The 18080-nt window shown below is 71.4% G+C and carries 14 protein-coding genes, 1 tRNA gene and 1 pseudogene; 11 read left to right on the top strand and 5 right to left on the bottom strand.

The annotated features are described in order from the left end of the window. Positions 1–3: 3 nt before the first annotated feature. The 3 genes and pseudogenes from AACH11_RS23265 to AACH11_RS23255 form a co-directional block, all read right to left on the bottom strand. Positions 4–810: a hypothetical protein gene (locus tag AACH11_RS23265; RefSeq protein ID WP_341376677.1), complete on the bottom strand. Its 807-nt coding sequence runs from the start codon at positions 808–810 to the stop codon at positions 4–6. Between the two features lie 14 nt (positions 811–824). Continuing rightward, positions 825–1718, bottom strand: a complete 894-nt coding sequence (locus tag AACH11_RS23260; RefSeq protein ID WP_341376676.1) for a biotin--[acetyl-CoA-carboxylase] ligase — start codon at positions 1716–1718, stop codon at positions 825–827. 112 nt (positions 1719–1830) lie between these two features. Beyond that, positions 1831–2307 (bottom strand): annotated as a pseudogene (locus tag AACH11_RS23255) (SET domain-containing protein); the annotation flags it as partial. Between the two features lie 266 nt (positions 2308–2573). Here AACH11_RS23255 and AACH11_RS23250 point away from each other — a divergent pair. The 5 genes from AACH11_RS23250 to AACH11_RS23230 all read left to right on the top strand — a co-directional run bounded on the left by AACH11_RS23250 (position 2574) and on the right by AACH11_RS23230 (position 9168). After that, the gene (locus AACH11_RS23250; protein WP_341376674.1) at positions 2574–5237 is read left to right on the top strand and encodes a DNA topoisomerase III; all 2664 of its coding nucleotides are present in this window, start codon (positions 2574–2576) and stop codon (positions 5235–5237) included. A gap of 180 nt (positions 5238–5417) precedes the next feature. After that, positions 5418–6449 carry an AEC family transporter gene (locus AACH11_RS23245; RefSeq protein WP_341376673.1) on the top strand — a complete coding sequence of 344 codons (1032 nt, stop codon included), beginning with the start codon at positions 5418–5420 and terminating at the stop codon, positions 6447–6449. Between the two features lie 105 nt (positions 6450–6554). Further along, on the top strand, positions 6555–7838 hold the full coding sequence (locus AACH11_RS23240) for a glutamate-5-semialdehyde dehydrogenase (protein ID WP_341376672.1): 1284 nt from the start codon (positions 6555–6557) through the stop codon (positions 7836–7838). Beyond that, positions 7835–8578, top strand: a complete 744-nt coding sequence (queC, locus tag AACH11_RS23235; protein ID WP_341376671.1) for a 7-cyano-7-deazaguanine synthase QueC — start codon at positions 7835–7837, stop codon at positions 8576–8578. The genes AACH11_RS23240 and queC overlap by 4 nt, the downstream gene beginning before the upstream one ends. Positions 8579–8619: 41 nt before the next feature. After that, the gene (locus AACH11_RS23230; RefSeq protein WP_341376670.1) at positions 8620–9168 is read left to right on the top strand and encodes a LemA family protein; all 549 of its coding nucleotides are present in this window, start codon (positions 8620–8622) and stop codon (positions 9166–9168) included. 10 nt (positions 9169–9178) lie between these two features. On the opposite strand, the gene AACH11_RS23225 is transcribed toward AACH11_RS23230, so the two are convergent. Both AACH11_RS23225 and folE read right to left on the bottom strand, forming a co-directional pair. After that, on the bottom strand, positions 9179–9607 hold the full coding sequence (locus tag AACH11_RS23225) for a BLUF domain-containing protein (RefSeq protein ID WP_341376669.1): 429 nt from the start codon (positions 9605–9607) through the stop codon (positions 9179–9181). 39 nt (positions 9608–9646) lie between these two features. Then, on the bottom strand, positions 9647–10375 hold the full coding sequence (folE, locus tag AACH11_RS23220; RefSeq protein ID WP_341376668.1) for a GTP cyclohydrolase I: 729 nt from the start codon (positions 10373–10375) through the stop codon (positions 9647–9649). 185 nt (positions 10376–10560) lie between these two features. On the opposite strand from folE, the gene rsmB reads away from it, so the two are divergent. The 6 genes from rsmB (at position 10561) to AACH11_RS23190 (ending at position 17622) form a co-directional block, all read left to right on the top strand. Beyond that, positions 10561–11904, top strand: coding sequence for a 16S rRNA (cytosine(967)-C(5))-methyltransferase RsmB (gene rsmB / locus AACH11_RS23215; RefSeq protein ID WP_341376667.1), 1344 nt, complete (start codon positions 10561–10563; stop codon positions 11902–11904). 51 nt (positions 11905–11955) lie between these two features. Then, on the top strand, positions 11956–12555 hold the full coding sequence (locus AACH11_RS23210) for a DUF4390 domain-containing protein (RefSeq protein WP_341376666.1): 600 nt from the start codon (positions 11956–11958) through the stop codon (positions 12553–12555). Positions 12556–12609: 54 nt separating this feature from the next. Further along, the gene (locus AACH11_RS23205) at positions 12610–15072 is read left to right on the top strand and encodes a sensor histidine kinase (protein WP_341376665.1); all 2463 of its coding nucleotides are present in this window, start codon (positions 12610–12612) and stop codon (positions 15070–15072) included. A gap of 73 nt (positions 15073–15145) precedes the next feature. Beyond that, entirely contained in the window at positions 15146–15952 is an 807-nt protein-coding gene (locus tag AACH11_RS23200; RefSeq protein WP_341376664.1) for a response regulator, read from the top strand. Between the two features lie 71 nt (positions 15953–16023). Beyond that, positions 16024–16099 (top strand) — tRNA-Phe (locus AACH11_RS23195). A gap of 197 nt (positions 16100–16296) precedes the next feature. Beyond that, a complete protein-coding gene (locus AACH11_RS23190; protein WP_341376663.1) occupies positions 16297–17622 on the top strand; it encodes a tyrosine-type recombinase/integrase in 1326 nt (441 codons plus the stop codon). Positions 17623–18080: the final 458 nt, after the last annotated feature.

Here is an 18080-nt window from a genome sequence, read left to right as displayed (position 1 = left end):
GACTCAGCCCGCGGCCGACGCGCGGCGACGCGCACGCGAAGCGGCCGCCGCCGGACGCGACGCCGCGAGGGCCGCCGGCGCGGCCGATGCCGGCGCGCTGGCCGCCTCCGCGGCACCGGCCTCATCCTCACCCTCCTCGACGCAGGCGACGAAGGCCGCACCGTTGGGCAGCTTGGACCCGGCCAGCAGGCGCAGCTGCGCGGCATCGGCGCGCGGCACCTGCAGCAGGGTGACGAACTGGGCCGGCCGCAGCACCTCGACACGGGCCGACCGCACGCCGCGGCCGTTCAGGCGCAGCAGGTCGGCCTCGGCCTCGGCCTGCAGCGTGTAGCGGCCCAGATCCAGCCCCGGGCCCATCGGGTCGTTGCCCGGGATGCGCTGGGCACCGACCCGTCGGCGCTGCAACTCGGCCTCCTTGCGTTCGAGCAGGCCGGGCTCGCCGTAGGGCCCCATGTAGATCATGTAGCTGCCGCTGTCTTCCTGCGTCACGCGGTGCCATTGGGCCTCGACGAAGCCGGCCGCACGCAGCGAGGCCTCGGCCAGCAGCAGCTCGGGCTCGGTGAAGGGGCCCGCCTGGGTGCAATGCAGGGCCGGATTGCGCGCGGCGGCCGAGGCCGCCTCAGCCTGCAGCGCGGCGCTGGCCTGCTGCGGCGGCACGACCTGGACCAGGTTGGGGTTGACCTGCCGCGCGACACGGGCCGGCTCGCGTTCGGCTTCGCCGGTCCCCGGCACATCGCCGAACTGGCCTTGGCGCAGCAGCAGCAGGCCGACGTTGACCAGGACCAGCAGGAGGATGAAAGCGCGCAGCATGGAAACGGATCCGGTCAGGCGGGCGGCAGCCCCGCGGAAACAGCGGCCGGACGGACGCTGACCTCGCCACTGGCCAGCGCATGGCGCGCGGCACCGCGACGCAGCCACAGGCAGCCCTGGGCATCGACCCCGTCAGCCACCCCGTCGGGCCAGGCCGGCAGCGTGGTCACCAGCGGCAGGCCGTGCAGCAGATCGCGTGCGGACCAGGCCGGGTGCAGGGCCGCGAAGCCCGGGTCGACGAAATCAAGCAGCACCTGGGCCAGACGCGGCAGCACCCGGGCGAGGACGGCCGGGGCGTCGGTGGCCAGGGCCGGGTCGAGCGCCTGAAGGGCCGCACGGGGCCACGGCGGCAGGGGCGCGGCGGGATCGGCGACGGCAGCCGCGTCGACCGCCTGCAGGTTCAGGCCGATGCCGATCACGGTCCAGCGCGGCTGGTCGCCCCAGGGCAGGGTCTCGATCAGCACGCCACCGAGCTTGCCGGCGGCCGCGGCCGGTGCGCCGGCCGGCCGCAGCATCAGGTCGTTGGGCCACTTCAGCCACAGGCGCGGCACATCGGTGGGCGTGGCCAGGGGATCCAGCGCCGTGGCCACCGCCAGACCGACGGCCAGCGACAGCCCCGACCAGTCGCGCGGCGCATACGGCAGGCCGAGACTGAAGGTCAGCGAGCGGCCGGCCGCCGCATCCCAGGAGCGGCCCAAACGGCCCCGGCCCGCGGTCTGGACCTCGGCCACGCGCAGACACGGCGCCAGCACCGAGCCGGGCGCCCCCAGGGTCCGCGGCCAGGCCAGCAGATCCGCATTGGTCGATCCGGTCTCGGCCACGGCCTGCGCCTGCAGACCGGGCAGCAGGGGCTGCAGCCGGGCCTGCAGCGCGGGCAGCATCCAGTCGAGGCGGAGGGGCAGGGTCATCGTACGGCTTGGAACGGCGCACCGGCCTGCGGTACAGCGGCGCACCCAACGCGCGATCGACGCGTCCTGCGATGCAGGGCCCGCGAGGGCCGCACCGCCCCGCTCATCGTCAACGCTTGGGCGCCAGCATGGTACCCCGGCAGTGCGTGCTGCCGCAGTGGCAGGCAAAGCGCTTCTTCAGTGCCGGTGTGTAACGTTCGTCAATGATCAGCCCGTAATCGAACGACAACTCCTCGCCCGAGGCGATGTCGCGCAGGGCCTTGATGAAGACGCGGTCGCCGTCTTCCTCGGCCTCGCAGTTCGGCTCGCAGCTGTGGTTGATCCAGCGCGAGGCGTTGCCGCCGATGTTGCCGTCGATGACGCGGGCATCGTCGATGTGGAAATAGAAGGTGTGGTCGGGCTGCGACGGGTCGTGCGGGTGGCGGCGCAGCGCCTCCTCCCAGCTGATGGTCTCGCCTTCGTACTCGATCAGCTCGGTGCCGGCGGGAATCGCCTGCACCGCGAACACGCCACGGCCGTGCACGCTGCTGCGCCGCACCTGGATGCGGCGGCCGGCCAGCGACTTGGCGCTGGGCGTCGCGGCGCGCAGGCCGGTGGAGGCCACGTCGGCCCGCGCCGGACGGGCCGCCTTCTTGCCACCGGCCGGAGCGGGTGCGGCATCGGCCCGCGGCTGGCGGAGCGGCTGGCTCCCGGCGGAGGGACCGGCGCCCCCGGACTTCCTGGCTTTGGCTTGCACGCGGCGACCCATTGGTTAAAGTGGTTTCATGGGCGCGCACACGTGTACGAGCGGGTGCGCGCGAGACCGGCGGGATTGTAGGCACGGCCATCCGCCCCCGAGAGCACCGACCCACAGACATGAGCAAGACCCTGATCATTGCCGAGAAGCCCAGCGTCGCGCAGGACATCGTGCGCGCGTTGACGCCCGTGGCCGGCAAGTTCGACAAGGACGCCGATCACTTCGAGAATGAGCGGTACGTCGTCACCAGCGCGGTCGGCCATCTGGTCGAGATCAAGGCGCCCGAGGAATACGACGTCAAGCGCGGCAAGTGGAGCTTCGCCCACCTGCCGGTGGTGCCGCCGCACTTCGATCTGGCGCCCATCGACAAGAACAAGTCGCGGCTGCAGGCCGTGGTCCGTCTGGTCAAGCGCAAGGACGTCACCGCGCTGATCAACGCCTGTGACGCGGGGCGCGAGGGAGAACTGATCTTCCGCCTGATCGTGCAGTACGCCGATGGCGGCAAGGGCAAGCTCGACAAGCCGGTCCAGCGCCTGTGGCTGCAGAGCATGACGCCGCAGGCCATCCGCGACGGCTTCGACCGCCTGCGCAGCGACGCGCAGATGGCCGGCCTGGCCGATGCGGCGCGCAGCCGCTCCGAGGCCGACTGGCTGGTCGGCATCAACGGCACGCGGGCCATGACGGCCTTCAACTCGCGCGACGGCGGCTTCTTCCTGACCACCGTCGGACGCGTGCAGACGCCCACGCTGTCGGTGGTCGTCGAACGTGAGGAGAAGATCCGCAAGCACGTCGCCCGCGCCTACTGGGAGATCAAGGCCGGCTTCGAGGCCGAGGCCGGCGGCTACGAGGGCAAGTGGTTCGACCCCGCCTACAAGAAGGACAAGGCGATCGGACCGGACGCCGCCAACCCGGTGCCCGAAGGCGACCGGCGCGGCGACCGCATCTGGACCGAGGCCCAGGCCCACGCGATCCGCGACGCGGTGCTGGGCCAGCCGGCCGTCGTCACCGAGGAGTCCAAGCCCTCGACCAGCGCCTGCCCGGGCCTCTATGACCTGACCACGCTGCAGCGCGAGGCCAACAGCCGCTTCGGCTTCTCGGCCAAGACCACGCTGTCGCTGGCCCAGGCGCTCTACGAGAAGCACAAGGTGCTGACCTACCCGCGGACGGACTCGCGCCACCTGCCCGAGGACTACCTGGCCACGGTGAAGAACACCTTCACCATGCTGGCCGACGAGGACCTACCCGGCCCCCTGAGGGTCCTCGGCCAGCATGCACGCAAGGCGCTGAATGACGGTTATGTGAAGCCGAGCAAGCGGGTCTTCGACAACGCCAAGGTGTCGGACCACTTCGCCATCATCCCGACGCTGCAGGCGCCCAAGAGCCTGAGCGAGGCCGAGGCCAAGCTCTACGACCTGGTGGTCAAGCGCTTCATCGCGATCTTCTACCCGTCGGCCGAGTTCCAGGTCACGACCCGCATCACGCGCGTCAAGGGCAAGGCCGACGGCGCCGAGCACTGCTTCCAGACCAACGGCAAGGTGCTGGTCAACGCCGGCTGGCTGGCCGTCTACGGCAAGGAAGCCCAGAACGAGGACGACGGCGACGGCACGCTGGTGCCGGTCAAGCCCGGCGAGATCGTGGCCAACGAATACGCCGACGTGGCCGCGCTCAAGACCAAGCCGCCCGCGCGCTACACCGAAGCCACGCTGCTGTCGGCGATGGAAGGCGCCGGCAAGATGATCGACGACGACGAACTGCGCGAGGCCATGGCCGAGAAGGGCCTGGGCACGCCAGCCACCCGCGCGCAGACCATCGAAGGCCTGATCACCGAGAAGTACATGCTGCGCGAAGGGCGCGAGCTGATCCCCACCGCCAAGGCCTTCCAGCTGATGACGCTGCTGCGCGGCCTCGGCGTCGAGGACCTGACCAAGCCCGAGCTGACCGGCAACTGGGAGCACCAGCTCGCCGAGATGGAGCAGGGCCGGCTGTCGCGCGATGCCTTCATGGCCGGCATCGCCGACATGGCCCAGCGCATCGTCAAGAAGGCCAAGGAATACGACCGCGACACCATCCCCGGCGACTACGCGACGCTGGCCGAGCCCTGCCCGAACTGCGGCGGCGTGGTCAAGGAGAACTACCGCCGCTTCACCTGCACCGGTGCCGACGGCGCCAGCGCGGGCTGCGGCTTCTCGATCGGCAAGATCCCCGGCGGCCGCAGCTTCGAGCTGCACGAGGCCGAGACCCTGCTGCGCGACAAGAAGATCGGCCCGCTGGAAGGCTTCCGCTCCAAGGCCGGCTGGCCGTTCACGGCCGAGCTCAAGCTGGTGCCCGATGCCGAGTCGAACAACTGGAAGCTGGAGTTCGACTTCGGTGACGACGACAAGGCCGGCGGCGAAGGCGGCGAGGCCGAGGCCGTCGACTTCAGCGGTCAGCCGAGTGCCGGCCCTTGCCCGAAGTGCAAGGGCCATGTCCACGAGCACGGCAGCAACTACGTCTGCGAGCACAGCGTCGGCCCCAAGACCACCTGTGACTTCAAGACCGGCAAGATCATCCTCACCCAGCCGGTCAGCCTGGAGCAGATGACCAAGCTGCTGGCCACCGGCAAGACCGATCTGCTCGACGGCTTCGTCTCCAACCGCACCAAGCGCAAGTTCAAGGCCTTCCTGGTCTGGGATGGCAAGGAGGGCAAGGTCGGCTTCGAGTTCGAGCCGCGCGCCGCCCGCGCGCCGGCCGCCAAGGGCGCGGCGCGCAAGACGGCCGCCCGCAAGACCGCGGCCGAAGGCTGATCACCGCAGCGGCGGCGGCGGCACGGCACCGCCGCTGCCGTCAGCGGTCGGCCCTCCCTGACGCCTGACCTCAGGGGCCGACCGATGCGCCGCGGGCCCGGCCGGCGCCCGCGCCTGCAGAGCCCGCCTGCGGGAACCCACATCGGCGCGGCCCCTCGTCCGGGCATCATCCGGCCCACGATGTCCTGGGCCGTTGTCTCGAAGCTGCTGGCGATCTTCTGTACCGTGGTGCTGGGCTGGGCCGGTGGCCGTCTGCGCTGGCTGGGCGAGCCGGTGGGCGGCACCGATCCGGCGCGCATCCTCAGCCAGGCCGCGTTCTACCTGTTCGCCCCGGCGCTGCTGTTCCGCACCACGGCGCGGCTGGATCCGTCCACCCTGCCCTGGTCCACGCTGCTGGCCTTCTTCGGCCCGGTGCTGGCGCTGACGGCCGGGCTCTACCTGTGGCAGCACCGCCGTGGGGCGCCGGCGCAGGCGCTCGACGGCACGGCGCTGTCGCCCGCCCAGCAGGCCGCCTGGCCCGCCTGCGTGGCGGTGACGGTGTTCGGCAACTCGCTGCAGGTGGGCGTGCCGATGGCCGGCGCCGTCTTCGGCGAGGCCGGACTCGGCATCCACATCGCGCTGGTCAGCGTGCACGCGCTGGTGCTGCTGACCACGCTGACCGTGATGGCCGAGGTCGACCTGGCGCGGGCCCAGGCCCGTCAGCAGGGGCGCGCCAGCATCTGGGCCGCGGCCCGCACCACCGCCCGCAACGCCATCATCCATCCGGTGGTGCTGCCGGTGGTCGCCGGCATGGTCTGGCAGGCCACCGGCTGGCCGCTGCCCGGCCCCATCGACGAAACGCTGCAACTGCTGGGCACGGCGGTGGCCCCGCTGTGCCTGGTGCTGATCGGCATGACGCTGGCCTACACACCGGGCCGGGCGGTGCGCGCCGCCCTCGGCGCCGCGCTGCGCCTGAGCGCCTTCAAGCTGCTGCTGATGCCGGCGCTGGTGCTGGCCGCGGCCTGGGGCGTGTTCGGCCTGCGCGGGCTGGCGCTGCAGGTGGTGGTGCTGATGGCGGCCCTGCCCACCGGCAGCAACACGCTGATCTTCGCCCAGCGCTACCGCTGCCACGAGGGCGAGGCCAGCGCCACCATCGTGCTGTCGACGCTGCTGTTCGCGCTCACCGCGCCCGCCTGGCTGCTGCTGCTGGACGCCCTCGGCCGGACCGGCTGAGCCCGCGCGGACCACGGCGATCCGGGACATCTGGGACAATCGACCCCCTTCCCGTCGCCGGCCGCCCACGGCCCGCGACCGCGTCACCGCTGCCCCTGATCCGCCATGAGCGCCGCCACCGACATCTCCGCCTACATGGACCGCCTGGGCCGCCAGGCCCGCGACAGCGCCGCCACGATGGCCGCCGCGTCCACCGCCGCCAAGAACCGCGCGCTGCTGGCGCTGGCCAGCCGCCTGCGCGCCCACACCGCGGCGCTGGCCGATGCCAACGGGCTGGACCTGGCGGCCGCACGCGCCAGCGGCCTGGCCGAGCCGATGGTCGACCGCCTGAAGCTCAGCGCCCAGGTCATCGAGACGGTGGCCGAGGGCTGCGAGCAGCTGGCCGCGATGCCCGACCCGGTCGGCGAGATCACGCAGGTCAAGCGCCGGCCGACCGGCATCAGCGTCGGCCAGATGCGCGTGCCCCTCGGCGTCTTCGGCATGATCTACGAGAGCCGGCCCAACGTCACGATCGAGGCGGCCAGCCTGGCCATCAAGAGCGGCAACGCCTGCATCCTGCGCGGCGGCTCCGAGGCCATCCATTCCAACCTCGCGCTGTGGCAGCAGGTGCAGGGCGCGCTGGCCGACGCCGGCCTGCCGCCGACCGCCGTGCAGCTGGTCGAGACCACCGACCGCGCCGCCGTCGGCCGCCTGATCGCGATGCCCGCCCACGTGGACGTGATCATCCCGCGTGGCGGCAAGGGCCTGATCGAGCGCATCGCCGCCGAGGCCCGGGTGCCGGTGATCAAGCACCTGGACGGCAACTGCCACACCTACGTCGACGCGCAGGTCGACCTCGATCTGGCCGTCACCGTCACCGACAACGCCAAGACGCAGAAGTACAGCCCCTGCAACGCCACCGAAGGCCTGCTGGTGCATGCCGACCAGGCCGCGGCCTTCCTGCCGCGCATCGGCGCGGTGTTCGCCGCCAAGGGCGTGGAGATGCGCTGCGACGCCCGTGCCAAGGCCCTGCTGGCCGCCGTGCCCGGCGCGACCGTGGTCGACGCGACCGACGCCGACTGGGACACCGAATACCTGGCGCCCATCATCAGCGTCAAGGTGGTCGACGCTCTGGACGAGGCCATCGCCCACATCAACCGCCACGGCTCGCACCACACCGACGCGATCCTGACGACCAACCACCCGAACGCGATGCGCTTCCTGCGCGAGGTCGACTCGGCCAGCGTGATGGTCAACGCCAGCACCCGCTTCGCCGACGGCTTCGAGTACGGGCTGGGCGCCGAGATCGGCATCTCGACCGACAAGTTCCACGCCCGCGGGCCGGTGGGCATGGACGGCCTGACGTCGATGAAGTGGGTCGTGCTGGGCCAGGGCGAGACCCGGTCATGAGCGTCGCGTCGCCGGCGGCCGCCGCGGCCCGTGGTGCGCTGGTGCTGTTCTCGGGCGGCCAGGACTCGACCGCCTGCCTGGCCTGGGCGCTCGACCGCTACGCCCGCGTCGAGACCATCGGCTTCGACTACGGCCAGCGCCACCGCATCGAGCTGGACTGCCGGCGCACGGTGCGCAGCCATCTGGCCGCACGCTTCCCGCACTGGGGCGCGAAGCTGGGCGAGGACCATCTGCTGGACCTGGCCCTGCTGGGCCAGCTCAGCGACACGGCGCTGACCAGCGAGCGCGCGATCGAGGTCGCCGCCAACGGCCTGCCCAACACCTTCGTGCCCGGGCGCAACCTGCTGTTCCTGGCCTTCGGTGCCGTCGTCGCCTGGCGGCGCGGGCTGGACGTGCTGGTGGGCGGCATGTGCGAGACCGACTTCTCCGGTTATCCCGACTGCCGCGACAACACGATGAAGGCGATGCAGCTGGCGCTGTCGCTGGGCCTGGACGCGCCGATGACGGTCGAGACGCCGCTGATGTGGCTGACCAAGGCCCGGACCTGGGCGCTGACGCAGTCGCTGGGCGGCGACGCCCTCAACGACCTGATCGTCGAGGACACCCACACCTGCTACCTCGGCGAGCGCGGCCAGCGCCAGGCCTGGGGCCACGGCTGCGGCCAGTGCCCGGCGTGTGCGCTGCGTGCCGCCGGCCATGCGCAATGGCAGGCCGGGCGAGAGGCACCGGCCTCGGCCTGAGACCACCCGTCCCTCCTGCACCGACACCTTCGGTCATCCCCATGAGCGCACCCGTCACCTCCACGCTCGGCCTGCTGGTCATCCTGGTGCTGTGGATGCTGGGCGCGCACAACCGCGTGACCGGGCTCAAGCGCCAGGTGCTGACGGCCTGGCAGGGCGTGGAACAGGCCTTCGGCCAGCGCGCCGAGGCCCTGCAGTCGCTGCTGCGCACGGTCAGCCCGGTGCTGTCGGGCGGTGAGCAGGCCGCCATCGAGGCGGTCGAGAGCGCATTGGCCCAGGTCGTCGAGCAGTCCGCCCAGGTCAAGCGCAAGCCGCTGGACCGCGACGCGGTGGCCGAGCTGAGCAAGGCCGACGCGGTGCTGGGCGCCACGCTGCCCCGCCTGCTGGCCCTGGTCGAGTACCACCCCGAGCTGGCGCACGAGGCCACCGTGCGCGAGGCACTGGCCCGGCTGGGCGAGCTCAAGCCGCAGCTGGCCTATGCCCGGCGGGCATTCAACGAGGCAGGCACGGCCTACAACGCCGCCATCCACCAGCTGCCGACCCGGCTGCTGGCGCCGGTGCTGCGCTTCGGCGAGGCCGGCCAGCTCTGAGCCCTGCGGCTCAGCCCCGGTCGCCCATGATCGAGGCCGTCGCCACCAGCTCCTCCAGCAGGGCCAGCGAGACCCGGCCGGACACCGCGTAGGGGTCCAGCGTCGTCGTCGGCAGGTACTTCAGCAGCAGCGCCGGATTCAGCCGCGTGGTGTCGACCTGGCCCATCGACCAGGCGCCGAAGCGGCGTTCGACGATCTCCTCGTAGCTCAACAGGCACAGGTCGCGGTGGCGCGGATCGGCGGCGACCTTCAGGTAGAGCCGGTTGACGGCGTCTCGCCCCCCTTCGAGCACCTGCAGGAACATCGTGCCCGAGCAGCACAGCAGCCCGGTGATGCCGGCGGCGGGGTTGTGGGCCTTGCTCGCGCGCAGGATGGCCTGCAGCGCCTCCGCGTCACCGGGCGTGGTGGCGCGGCTGGCGTACATCAGACGGACCAGCATGGGATATGTCCTCGACAGTTGACGGATGCGGTCGACCGTTCAGGTCGCGTGTTTCTTGGGCATCAGGGCGAGGAACTCGCGGCGCAGGTTGGCGTCCTTCAGGAACGCGCCGCGCATCACGCTGTTGACCATCGCCGACTCGTCGTCCTTGACGCCGCGCCAGTGCATGCAGAAGTGGTCGGCCTCCATCACGATGGCCAGGCCGTCGGGCTTGACCCGGTCCTGCAGCGCGTCGGCCAGCATGATCACGGCTTCTTCCTGGATCTGCGGGCGGCTCATCACCCAGTCGCAGACGCGGGCGTACTTGCTCAGGCCGATCAGGTTGGAGTGCTCGTTGGGCAGGATGCCGATCCACACCCGGCCGATGATCGGGCACAGGTGGTGGCTGCAGGCCGAGCGCACGGTGATCGGGCCGACGATCATCAGCTCGTTCAGGCGCGAGGCGTTCGGGAACTCGGTGACGGAGGGCATCGGCACGTAGCGGCCGCGGAACACCTCCTCCAGATACATCTTGGCCACGCGCTCGGCCGTCTCGTGGGTGTTGTGGTCGCTGTCGGTGTCGATGACGAGCGCGTGCAGCACCTCGCGCATCTTGCTCGCCACCTCGGCCTTGAGCTCGGCCAGCTCACCCTCGCGGATGTGCTCGGCGATGTTGTCGTTGGCATGGTGGCGCTGGCCGCAGCGCAGCAGACGATAGCGGATGCGCTCCGACGCCGGCAGCGCGGCCAGCTCGTCCTCGCTGCGGAACAGGGGTTCAGGATGCGTCATGGTCTGGTCAGGAGGCCGCGCGGACGGCGTTCTCCACCGTCGCCCGCGCGACGGCGTGGCGGAAGCCGGCGGCACGGGCCGGCGTGCTCCGAGAACGGACCCGCGGCGCCGCGACCGCCGCAGGCCGCCGGATTGTGCGGGCAGCGCCAGGAACCGCACCAGCCGGGGGGGATAGACTGGTCGAGATGAGTTCTTCCGTCTCCCCGCCCACCGGTCCCGCCCTGCACCAGTTGTTGACCGGCTGCGCCGAAGCGGTGGCGGCCGTGCGCGATGGCCGCTCGCTGACCGATGCCCTGGCCCGCGTGGCGCCCGACCGCCGCGCCGGCGTGCAGGCCCTGGCCTTCACGGTCCTGCGGCGCTGGGGCGCCGCCCGTGCGGTGCGGTCCTGCATGGCCCCGAAGCCCCCCGCCCCGCCGGTCGACGCCTTGCTGTGCTGCGCGCTGGCCCTGCTGTGGCCGCCCGAGGACGGCGAGCGCGCCCCCTATCCCGACCACACCCTGGTCGATCAGGCCGTGCAGGCGGTACGCCGCCACCATGCGGCGGCGGGTGGCTTCGTCAATGCCGTGCTGCGCCGCTTCATCCGCGAGCGGGCGCACTGGGTCGAACAGGCCCGCGCCACGCCCGAGGGCGCCTGGAACCACCCGGTCTGGTGGATCGACCAGCTGCGGCGCGACTGGCCGCAGGACTGGCAGGCGCTGCTGCAGGCGGCCGACCGCCATCCGCCGATGACGCTGCGCGTCAACACCCGGCGCGTCAGCCTGGCCGACTATCGCCAGCATCTGGCCACGGCCGGTCTGGCCCATGCGCCGCTGCCCGAAGGCGACCAGGGTCTCGCGCTGGAGCGCCCCTGCCCCGTGCAGCAGCTGCCGGGCTGGGACGCCGGCTGGGTGTCGGTGCAGGACCGCTCCGCCCAGCGCGCGGCCGCGCTGCTGATCGACGCCGAGGGCCAGTTGCCGCCGCTGCCGCCCGGCGCGCGGGTGCTGGACGCCTGCTCGGCGCCCGGCGGCAAGACGGCCCACCTGCTCGAACGCGCCGACCTCGAGGTGCTGGCGCTCGATGCCGATGCCCAGCGCCTGCAGCGCGTCGGGCAGACGCTGGAGCGTCTCGGCCTGCAGGCCGGCCTGCAGGCCACCGACGCCGCCCGGACCGACGCCTGGTGGGACGGCCGCCCCTTCGACGCCATCCTGCTGGACGCGCCGTGCAGCGCATCGGGCATCGTGCGACGCCATCCGGACGTGCGCTGGCTGCGGCGCGCCAGCGACATCCCCGCGCTGGCACGCCTCCAGGCCGGGCTGCTGGACGCGCTGTGGCCGCTGCTCAAGCCGGGCGGCCGGCTGCTGTACGCCACCTGCTCGCTGTTCCGCGACGAAGGCGCGCACCAGATCGACGCTTTTTTGCAACGCCAGACGGCCATCCCCCCCTTGCTGCATGCGGCCAGCCCGGGCCATCTGCTGCCACTGCCGGACAATGCCGGTCAGACCGTGGCCACCGGCGACGGCTTCTACTACGCCCTGCTCGTCCGGCGCTGATCGCGCGCCGGCGCCGACGCCCGTCCGCAGCCGACCGCCACCTGCCCGCCCATGCCCTGTCCGCCGTCGCTCCCGCCCGCGCCCGCAGTGGCGGCCCCGGCGCGCCGGCACTGGCTGCGACGGGCGGTCGGGCTCTGGCTGGGCGGACCGGGCCTGGCCGCCCTGCGGCCGGTGCAGGCCGAACGCATCGATCTGCTCGAACTGGCCGTGCGCCGGACCGACAGCGCGCTGGTGCTGGACTACCAGGCCCGGCTGCAGCTCAGCGGCGCCGTCGAGGAGGCGCTGCGCCGCGGCGTGCCGGTGTACTTCGCGGCCGAGGCCCGGCTGCTGCGCCGGCGCTGGTACTGGCGTGACGAGCGGGTGGCCCGCATCAGCCGCCAGTGGCGCATGAGCTACCAGCCGCTGACGGCCAACTGGCGGCTGACGCTGGGCGGCCTGTCCCAGGTCCACGCCTCGATGGCGGAGGCGCTGGCCGTGATCTCGCGCGTGGCCGGCTGGCGGCTGGCCGAGCTGTCCCAGCTCGACGCGGATGTCGACCACTACCTCGAGTTCAGCCTGCAGCTCGACACCACCCAGTTGCCGCGCCCGATGCAGATCGACCTGGGCGGCGACTGGAAGCTCGGCGTCGAGCGCACGATGGAGCTGCGCTGAGGCCGTGACCGCGGCCCCGACGCCCGTCACCGCACGCGAGCCGACGATCCGCCGATGACCCGCGCCTCCGTCCGCTGGACACTGCTGGTCACCGCCGTGGCGATGCTGGGCATCGCGCTGGTCGGGGCCTTCGCGCTGTCGCTCGTCAGCACCGGGCTGCTGGAGGAGCGCCACTTCGTCTGGCTGTTCTGGGTCAACGTGGCGGTGGCCGCGCTGCTGCTGCTGGTGCTGGGCCTGGCCGCCACCCGGCTGACCCAGCGCCTGCGCCGCGGCAAGTTCGGCAGCAAGCTGCTGGCCAAGCTGGCCGGCATCTTCGTGCTGGTGGGGGTGCTGCCGGGGCTGCTGATCTACGGCGTGTCCTACCAGTTCGTCACCCGCAGCGTGGACGACAGCCGCGACCAGAGCCTGGGCCAGGCCCTGGACGCCGGCCTGGCCCTCGGCCGCAGCACGCTGGAAGGCTCGGCCGAGATCCTCGAGACCCGCGCCCGCCAGGCGGCCCAGCGCCTGGGCGGCGCCCAGGCCCTGCCCGACATCCGCCAGCTGGAGCAGATCCGGCTGCAGCTGGGCGCCCACGACCTGGTGCTGCTCGACGGCCTGGGCCAGGTGCTGGCCAGCACCGGCGGCAGCAACAGCGCCCTGCAGCCCGAGCGTCCGGCGGCCTCGCTCATCCGTCAGGCGCGCCAGGACGGCCATGCCCACGTGCTCGAAGGCCTGGACGACGAAACCCTGCGGGGCGGCTCGATCGGCAGCACCGCCCCGCCCACGACACCCGCCGCCCCCAACGCCCGCGTGCGTGTGCTGGCCCGCCTGCCCGACACCCTGACACCGGATCCGCGCACGGCGGCGACCCAACAGGCCGCCGCCGAGGTTGCCGCCGCGGCACCGGCCACACCGGCCGACAGCGCACCGCTGCCGGCCGGCGCCAACCCGGGCGGCATGCCGGCGTCCACCAGCGCGGCCGCCCTGCTCGCCAGCGACGATCCGCGCGGCGGCGAGTTCTACCTGATGGCGGTGCAGCCCTTGCCCGCCGCCCAGGTCGCCCAGGCCCTGCACGTGCAGACCGCCTACCGTGACTTCCAGCAGCGGCTGCTGGCGCGCGACGGCCTGCGCCGCATGTACCTGGGCACGCTGACGCTGGCGCTGGTGCTGTCGGTGTTCGCCGCCGTGCTGCTGGCGGTGATGCTGGGCAACCAGATCGTGCGCCCGCTGCTGCTGCTGGCCGACGGCATGCGCCAGGTGGCCGACGGCGACCTGACCGCCAAGCCCGTCTTCGGCTCGCGCGACGAGCTCGGCGGCCTGACCCGCAGCTTCGCCCAGATGACCGAGCAGCTGGCCGAGGCCCGCGCCCAGGTGCAGCGCGGCGTGGCCCAGCTGGAGGCCGCCCGCGGCCGCCTGCAGACCATCCTCGACAGCCTGAGCGCCGGCGTCATCGTGTTCGACCGCGACGGCCACATCGACACCGTCAACCCCGGCGCCACCCGCATCCTGCGCCAGCCGCTGCGCGCCTACCGCGGCCGGCCGCTGGGCGAGGTGCCGGGTCTGGCCGACTTCGCCGCCACCGTGCAGGCCCGCGCCGAGCTGCACCGCGACAACCCCGAGGCCGGCGAGCGCGACCACTGGCAGGACGCCTACGAACTGCCGCTGAACCCGCAGACCACGCTGAACCTGCTGCTGCGCGGTGCCGTGCTGGCCGGCGGCGCCCGCCTGCTGGTGTTCGACGACATCAGCGACGTGGTCTCGGCCCAGCGCAGCGTGGCCTGGGCCGAGGTCGCCCGGCGCGTCGCCCACGAGATCAAGAACCCGCTGACCCCGATCCAGCTCTCGGCCGAGCGCCTGACCCACCGCCTGGGCGCCAAGCTGGAGGACAACGACCGCGCGATGCTCGAGCGCTCGGTGGGCACCATCGTCACCCAGGTGCAGGCGATGAAGAAGCTGGTCGACGAGTTCCGCGACTACGCCCGCCTGCCCGCGGCCCGGCTGGCCCCGCTGGAGCTCAACGCCCTGGTGCAGGAGGTGCTGGGCCTGTACGGCGCGGCCATCGAGCAGGGCCGGCTCCAGGTGCGCCTGGGCGGCGGCCTGCCCTGGATCGAGGGGGACGCCAGCCAGCTGCGCCAGGTCGTGCACAACCTGGTCCAGAACGGCCTGGACGCGGTCACCGAGCGCGCCGACGGCCGCGTCGATCTGCTGACCGAGACCCTGCCCGGCGACGACGGCCAGGTGCGCGCCGTGCGGCTGAAGGTGATGGACAACGGCCCGGGCTTCAGCCAGGCGGTGCTGCAGCGCGCGTTCGAGCCCTACGTGACGACCAAGACCAAGGGCACCGGCCTGGGCCTGGCGGTGGTCAAGAAGATCGCCGACGAACACGGTGCGCGGCTGCGCATCGCCAACCGCCAGACCGAGGCCGGCGAGGACAGCGGGCTGCCCCAGGTGCTGGGGGCGCAAGTTTCGCTATCATTTTCGCGCTTGACCGTCCGCCCGGCGGTCATGACCCCCCCAGGCGCGCCACCGGCCGCCTGAGGCCGGACCTGCCACACCCGGCGCGGCGCCTGACCAGTGCAAGCCCGCCCGGCGGCCAACGCCGCAGACCTGCATGGCATCCATACTTGTAGTTGACGACGAACTCGGCATCCGTGGCCTGCTCTCGGACATCCTGTCCGACGAAGGGCACACCGTGGAGCTGGCCGAGAACGCGGCCCAAGCCCGCCAAGCCCGCCTGAACCGACGGCCCGATCTGGTGCTGCTGGACATCTGGATGCCGGATGTCGATGGCATCACCCTGCTCAAGGAATGGGGCAGCACCGGCCAGCTGACGATGCCGGTCATCATGATGAGCGGCCACGGCACCATCGACACCGCCGTCGAGGCCACCCGCTACGGCGCCTGCGCCTTCCTCGAAAAGCCGATCACGCTGCAGAAGCTGCTGAAGGCCGTCGAACAGTCGCTGGTGCGACCCGGCGCCACCGCGCCGGCCACCGCGGCCCCCCACACGGCGCCGGCAGCGCACGGCGGCCTGACCGCAACCCCGCTGCGCCGGGACGACACCCGCCCCGCCCTGGCCAGTGCACCGACCGGTCTGGGGGCGCGCAGCCTGGCCCCGGGCACCGCCACCCCGCTGGCCGGGCTCAGCGGACTGACGGCCCCGATCACGCCGATGCCACCGGTCGACGCCGAACCGGCCGACACCGGCGGCGCACACCAGCGCTTCGACCTTGACCGCCCGCTGCGCGAGGCACGCGACGCCTTCGAGAAGAGTTATTTCGAGTTCCACCTGGCCAAGGAGCACGGCTCGATGACCCGCGTGGCCGAGAAGACCGGGCTGGAGCGCACCCACCTCTACCGCAAGCTCAAGCAACTGGGCGTGGACCTGAGCCGCGGCAAGCTGCGTGGCAGCGTCTGAAGGGCTGTCCAAGATTTTTTCCGACAGGGCTTGCGCAGGCCGACAACATCGGCTTATACTAGCGAGCTCGCGGCCTGGTAGCTCAGTTGGTAGAGCAGCGGATTGAAAATCCGCGTGTCGGTGGTTCGATTCCGCCCCAGGCCACCAAACATGTGTCCGACGAGGTTCGTCGGAATCCGAAAAGCCCTTTGTCATCAACGACTTAGGGCTTTTTTCATTCCGGTTTGGTCCGAGTTGGTCCGATCCGATCCACGCGCCGTTGCAGAAGATTTTGCGGAAGGTCGAAAAACCTTCGCAGGATCTTCGCAGCGCTCTCAACCGAGTGCAGCGCAGGAGGCCACAAGATGGCTGTGGAGCAGATCAAGGGTGACCGGACGATCCGGGCCCTCCAGCCCGGAGCAGGGCGACTCAACGACGGGGGCGGGCTGTACCTGGTGCCGTTCGCCTGGGGCGACACCCACGCGTGGCGCCTGGATTACACGCTGGAAGGCAAGCGCAGGACGCTGAGCCTGGGCACCTACCCCAAGGTTGGGCTCGAGGAGGCTCGAAAGAAGGCCCGTGAGGCCTGGTCGAGCCTGGCCCAAGGGGTCGACCCCATGCTGCAGCGGCAAGCTCTCAAACGTGACCGCAAGGTGCAGCAGGAGGGTGCCCGTCGCGCCCGGGCTGGTGAGCCTGCTCTCGGCAGCTTCGAGGAGATCGCCCGCCGCTGGTTCGAAGTCAAGAAGCAGCAGTGGATGGAGTCCTACAGCTCCAAGATCATTCGCCGCCTCGAGCTGCACGCGTTCCCGCGCTTCGGCCATCTGCCCATCGGCGAGCTCACGCCGAAGATCGTGCTGGAGGCCTGCCGTGCCGTGGAGCGCAACGACACCCTGGAAACCGCTCATCGGCTCCGCGAGCACTGCGGTCGGGTGTTTCGATTCGCGATCGCCGAAGGCATGGACCTGCGGGACCCTTGCCAGGACATCCGAGATGCCTTGCGGCAGCCGGTTGTGAAGCACCACGCCGCCATCGTGAAGCCCGAGCCGCTGGCCACCCTGCTGCGGGCCATCGACGGTTACAGCGGCACTTTCGTCGTGAAGTCGGCCTTGCGCTTGGCCCCCATGCTGATGCTGCGGCCCGGTGAACTGCGGCAGGCACTGTGGGATGAGTTCGACTTGGACAACGGGTTGTTCTACGTTCCGTCCGCGCGCCTGAAGCGCACCAAGCGGGAAAAAGCTGATGGGCAGTCGCACTTCGTGCCACTGCCCAAGCAGGCAGTGACGATCCTGGAGGCTCTGTACAAGCACACGGGGCACACCGGCGTGGTGTTTCCGGCCGAGGGGCGTCCAGGGCGCTTCCTGTCCGAGAACACGTTGAACGCCGCGCTGCGTGCCCTTGGCTTCGATGCAGATACCGCGACAGCCCACGGCTTCCGGGCCACGGCTCGGACTCTGATCGTGGAGGTGCTGGAGATCCCAGAGTCGGTGGTCGAGATGCAGCTCGACCATGCGGTCAAGGACGCCAACGGTCGAGCCTACAACCGCACAGAGCTCATCCTGAGCCGCGTGCAAATGATGCAAGCCTGGGCTGACTACCTCGACGATCTGAAGTCGGGGAGTTCACGGCACCGTCATCCGACCTTGCCGGAGTTCCGTCCTGTCACGCAGAGGGCTGTGACGGCCGAGGGCTGACAGCCAGTCCACGGCATGCCCGCGCTGTGGGTTGGGACACCGTGCGGGCGTGCAGCCCACAAGCATCACCGGCCGCACCGTGGCTCTTGATGCTGGCAGTCCCGCCCGAGGCTTACTGGTCGTCCATGGCAACTGGCAGGCGTCTGTCGGGACGGTCGTGTTGATTCGCCATGCCCCTTGTGCGGTACGGCAGAGATGCCGACCGACTGGCGGTATCTACTGAGTTGGTCCGATTTGTCTTTTGGGGGCTTCTAGGAATTCCGGGGCCAAACTGTTCATCGGTTTCGGCTGCACAAGCAAGCGATCAAGACCGTGGTCACTGCTCCACTTGGTACATGTCCCAGGGCGATTGCATTAGCCCGCAGCCGGATCCTGTGGTTGAAGCGCTGAGCACGGCGTCAGGCCGAACAAGCCCTGCAGGTAGTCGTCGCTCCAGCCCATCCGCTTGCGCTTGGTCT

Source organism: Pseudaquabacterium rugosum (assembly GCF_038066575.1).
GTDB lineage: Bacteria > Pseudomonadota > Gammaproteobacteria > Burkholderiales > Burkholderiaceae_C > Pseudaquabacterium > Pseudaquabacterium rugosum.
This window is presented reverse-complemented; position numbering and strand designations above follow the sequence as displayed.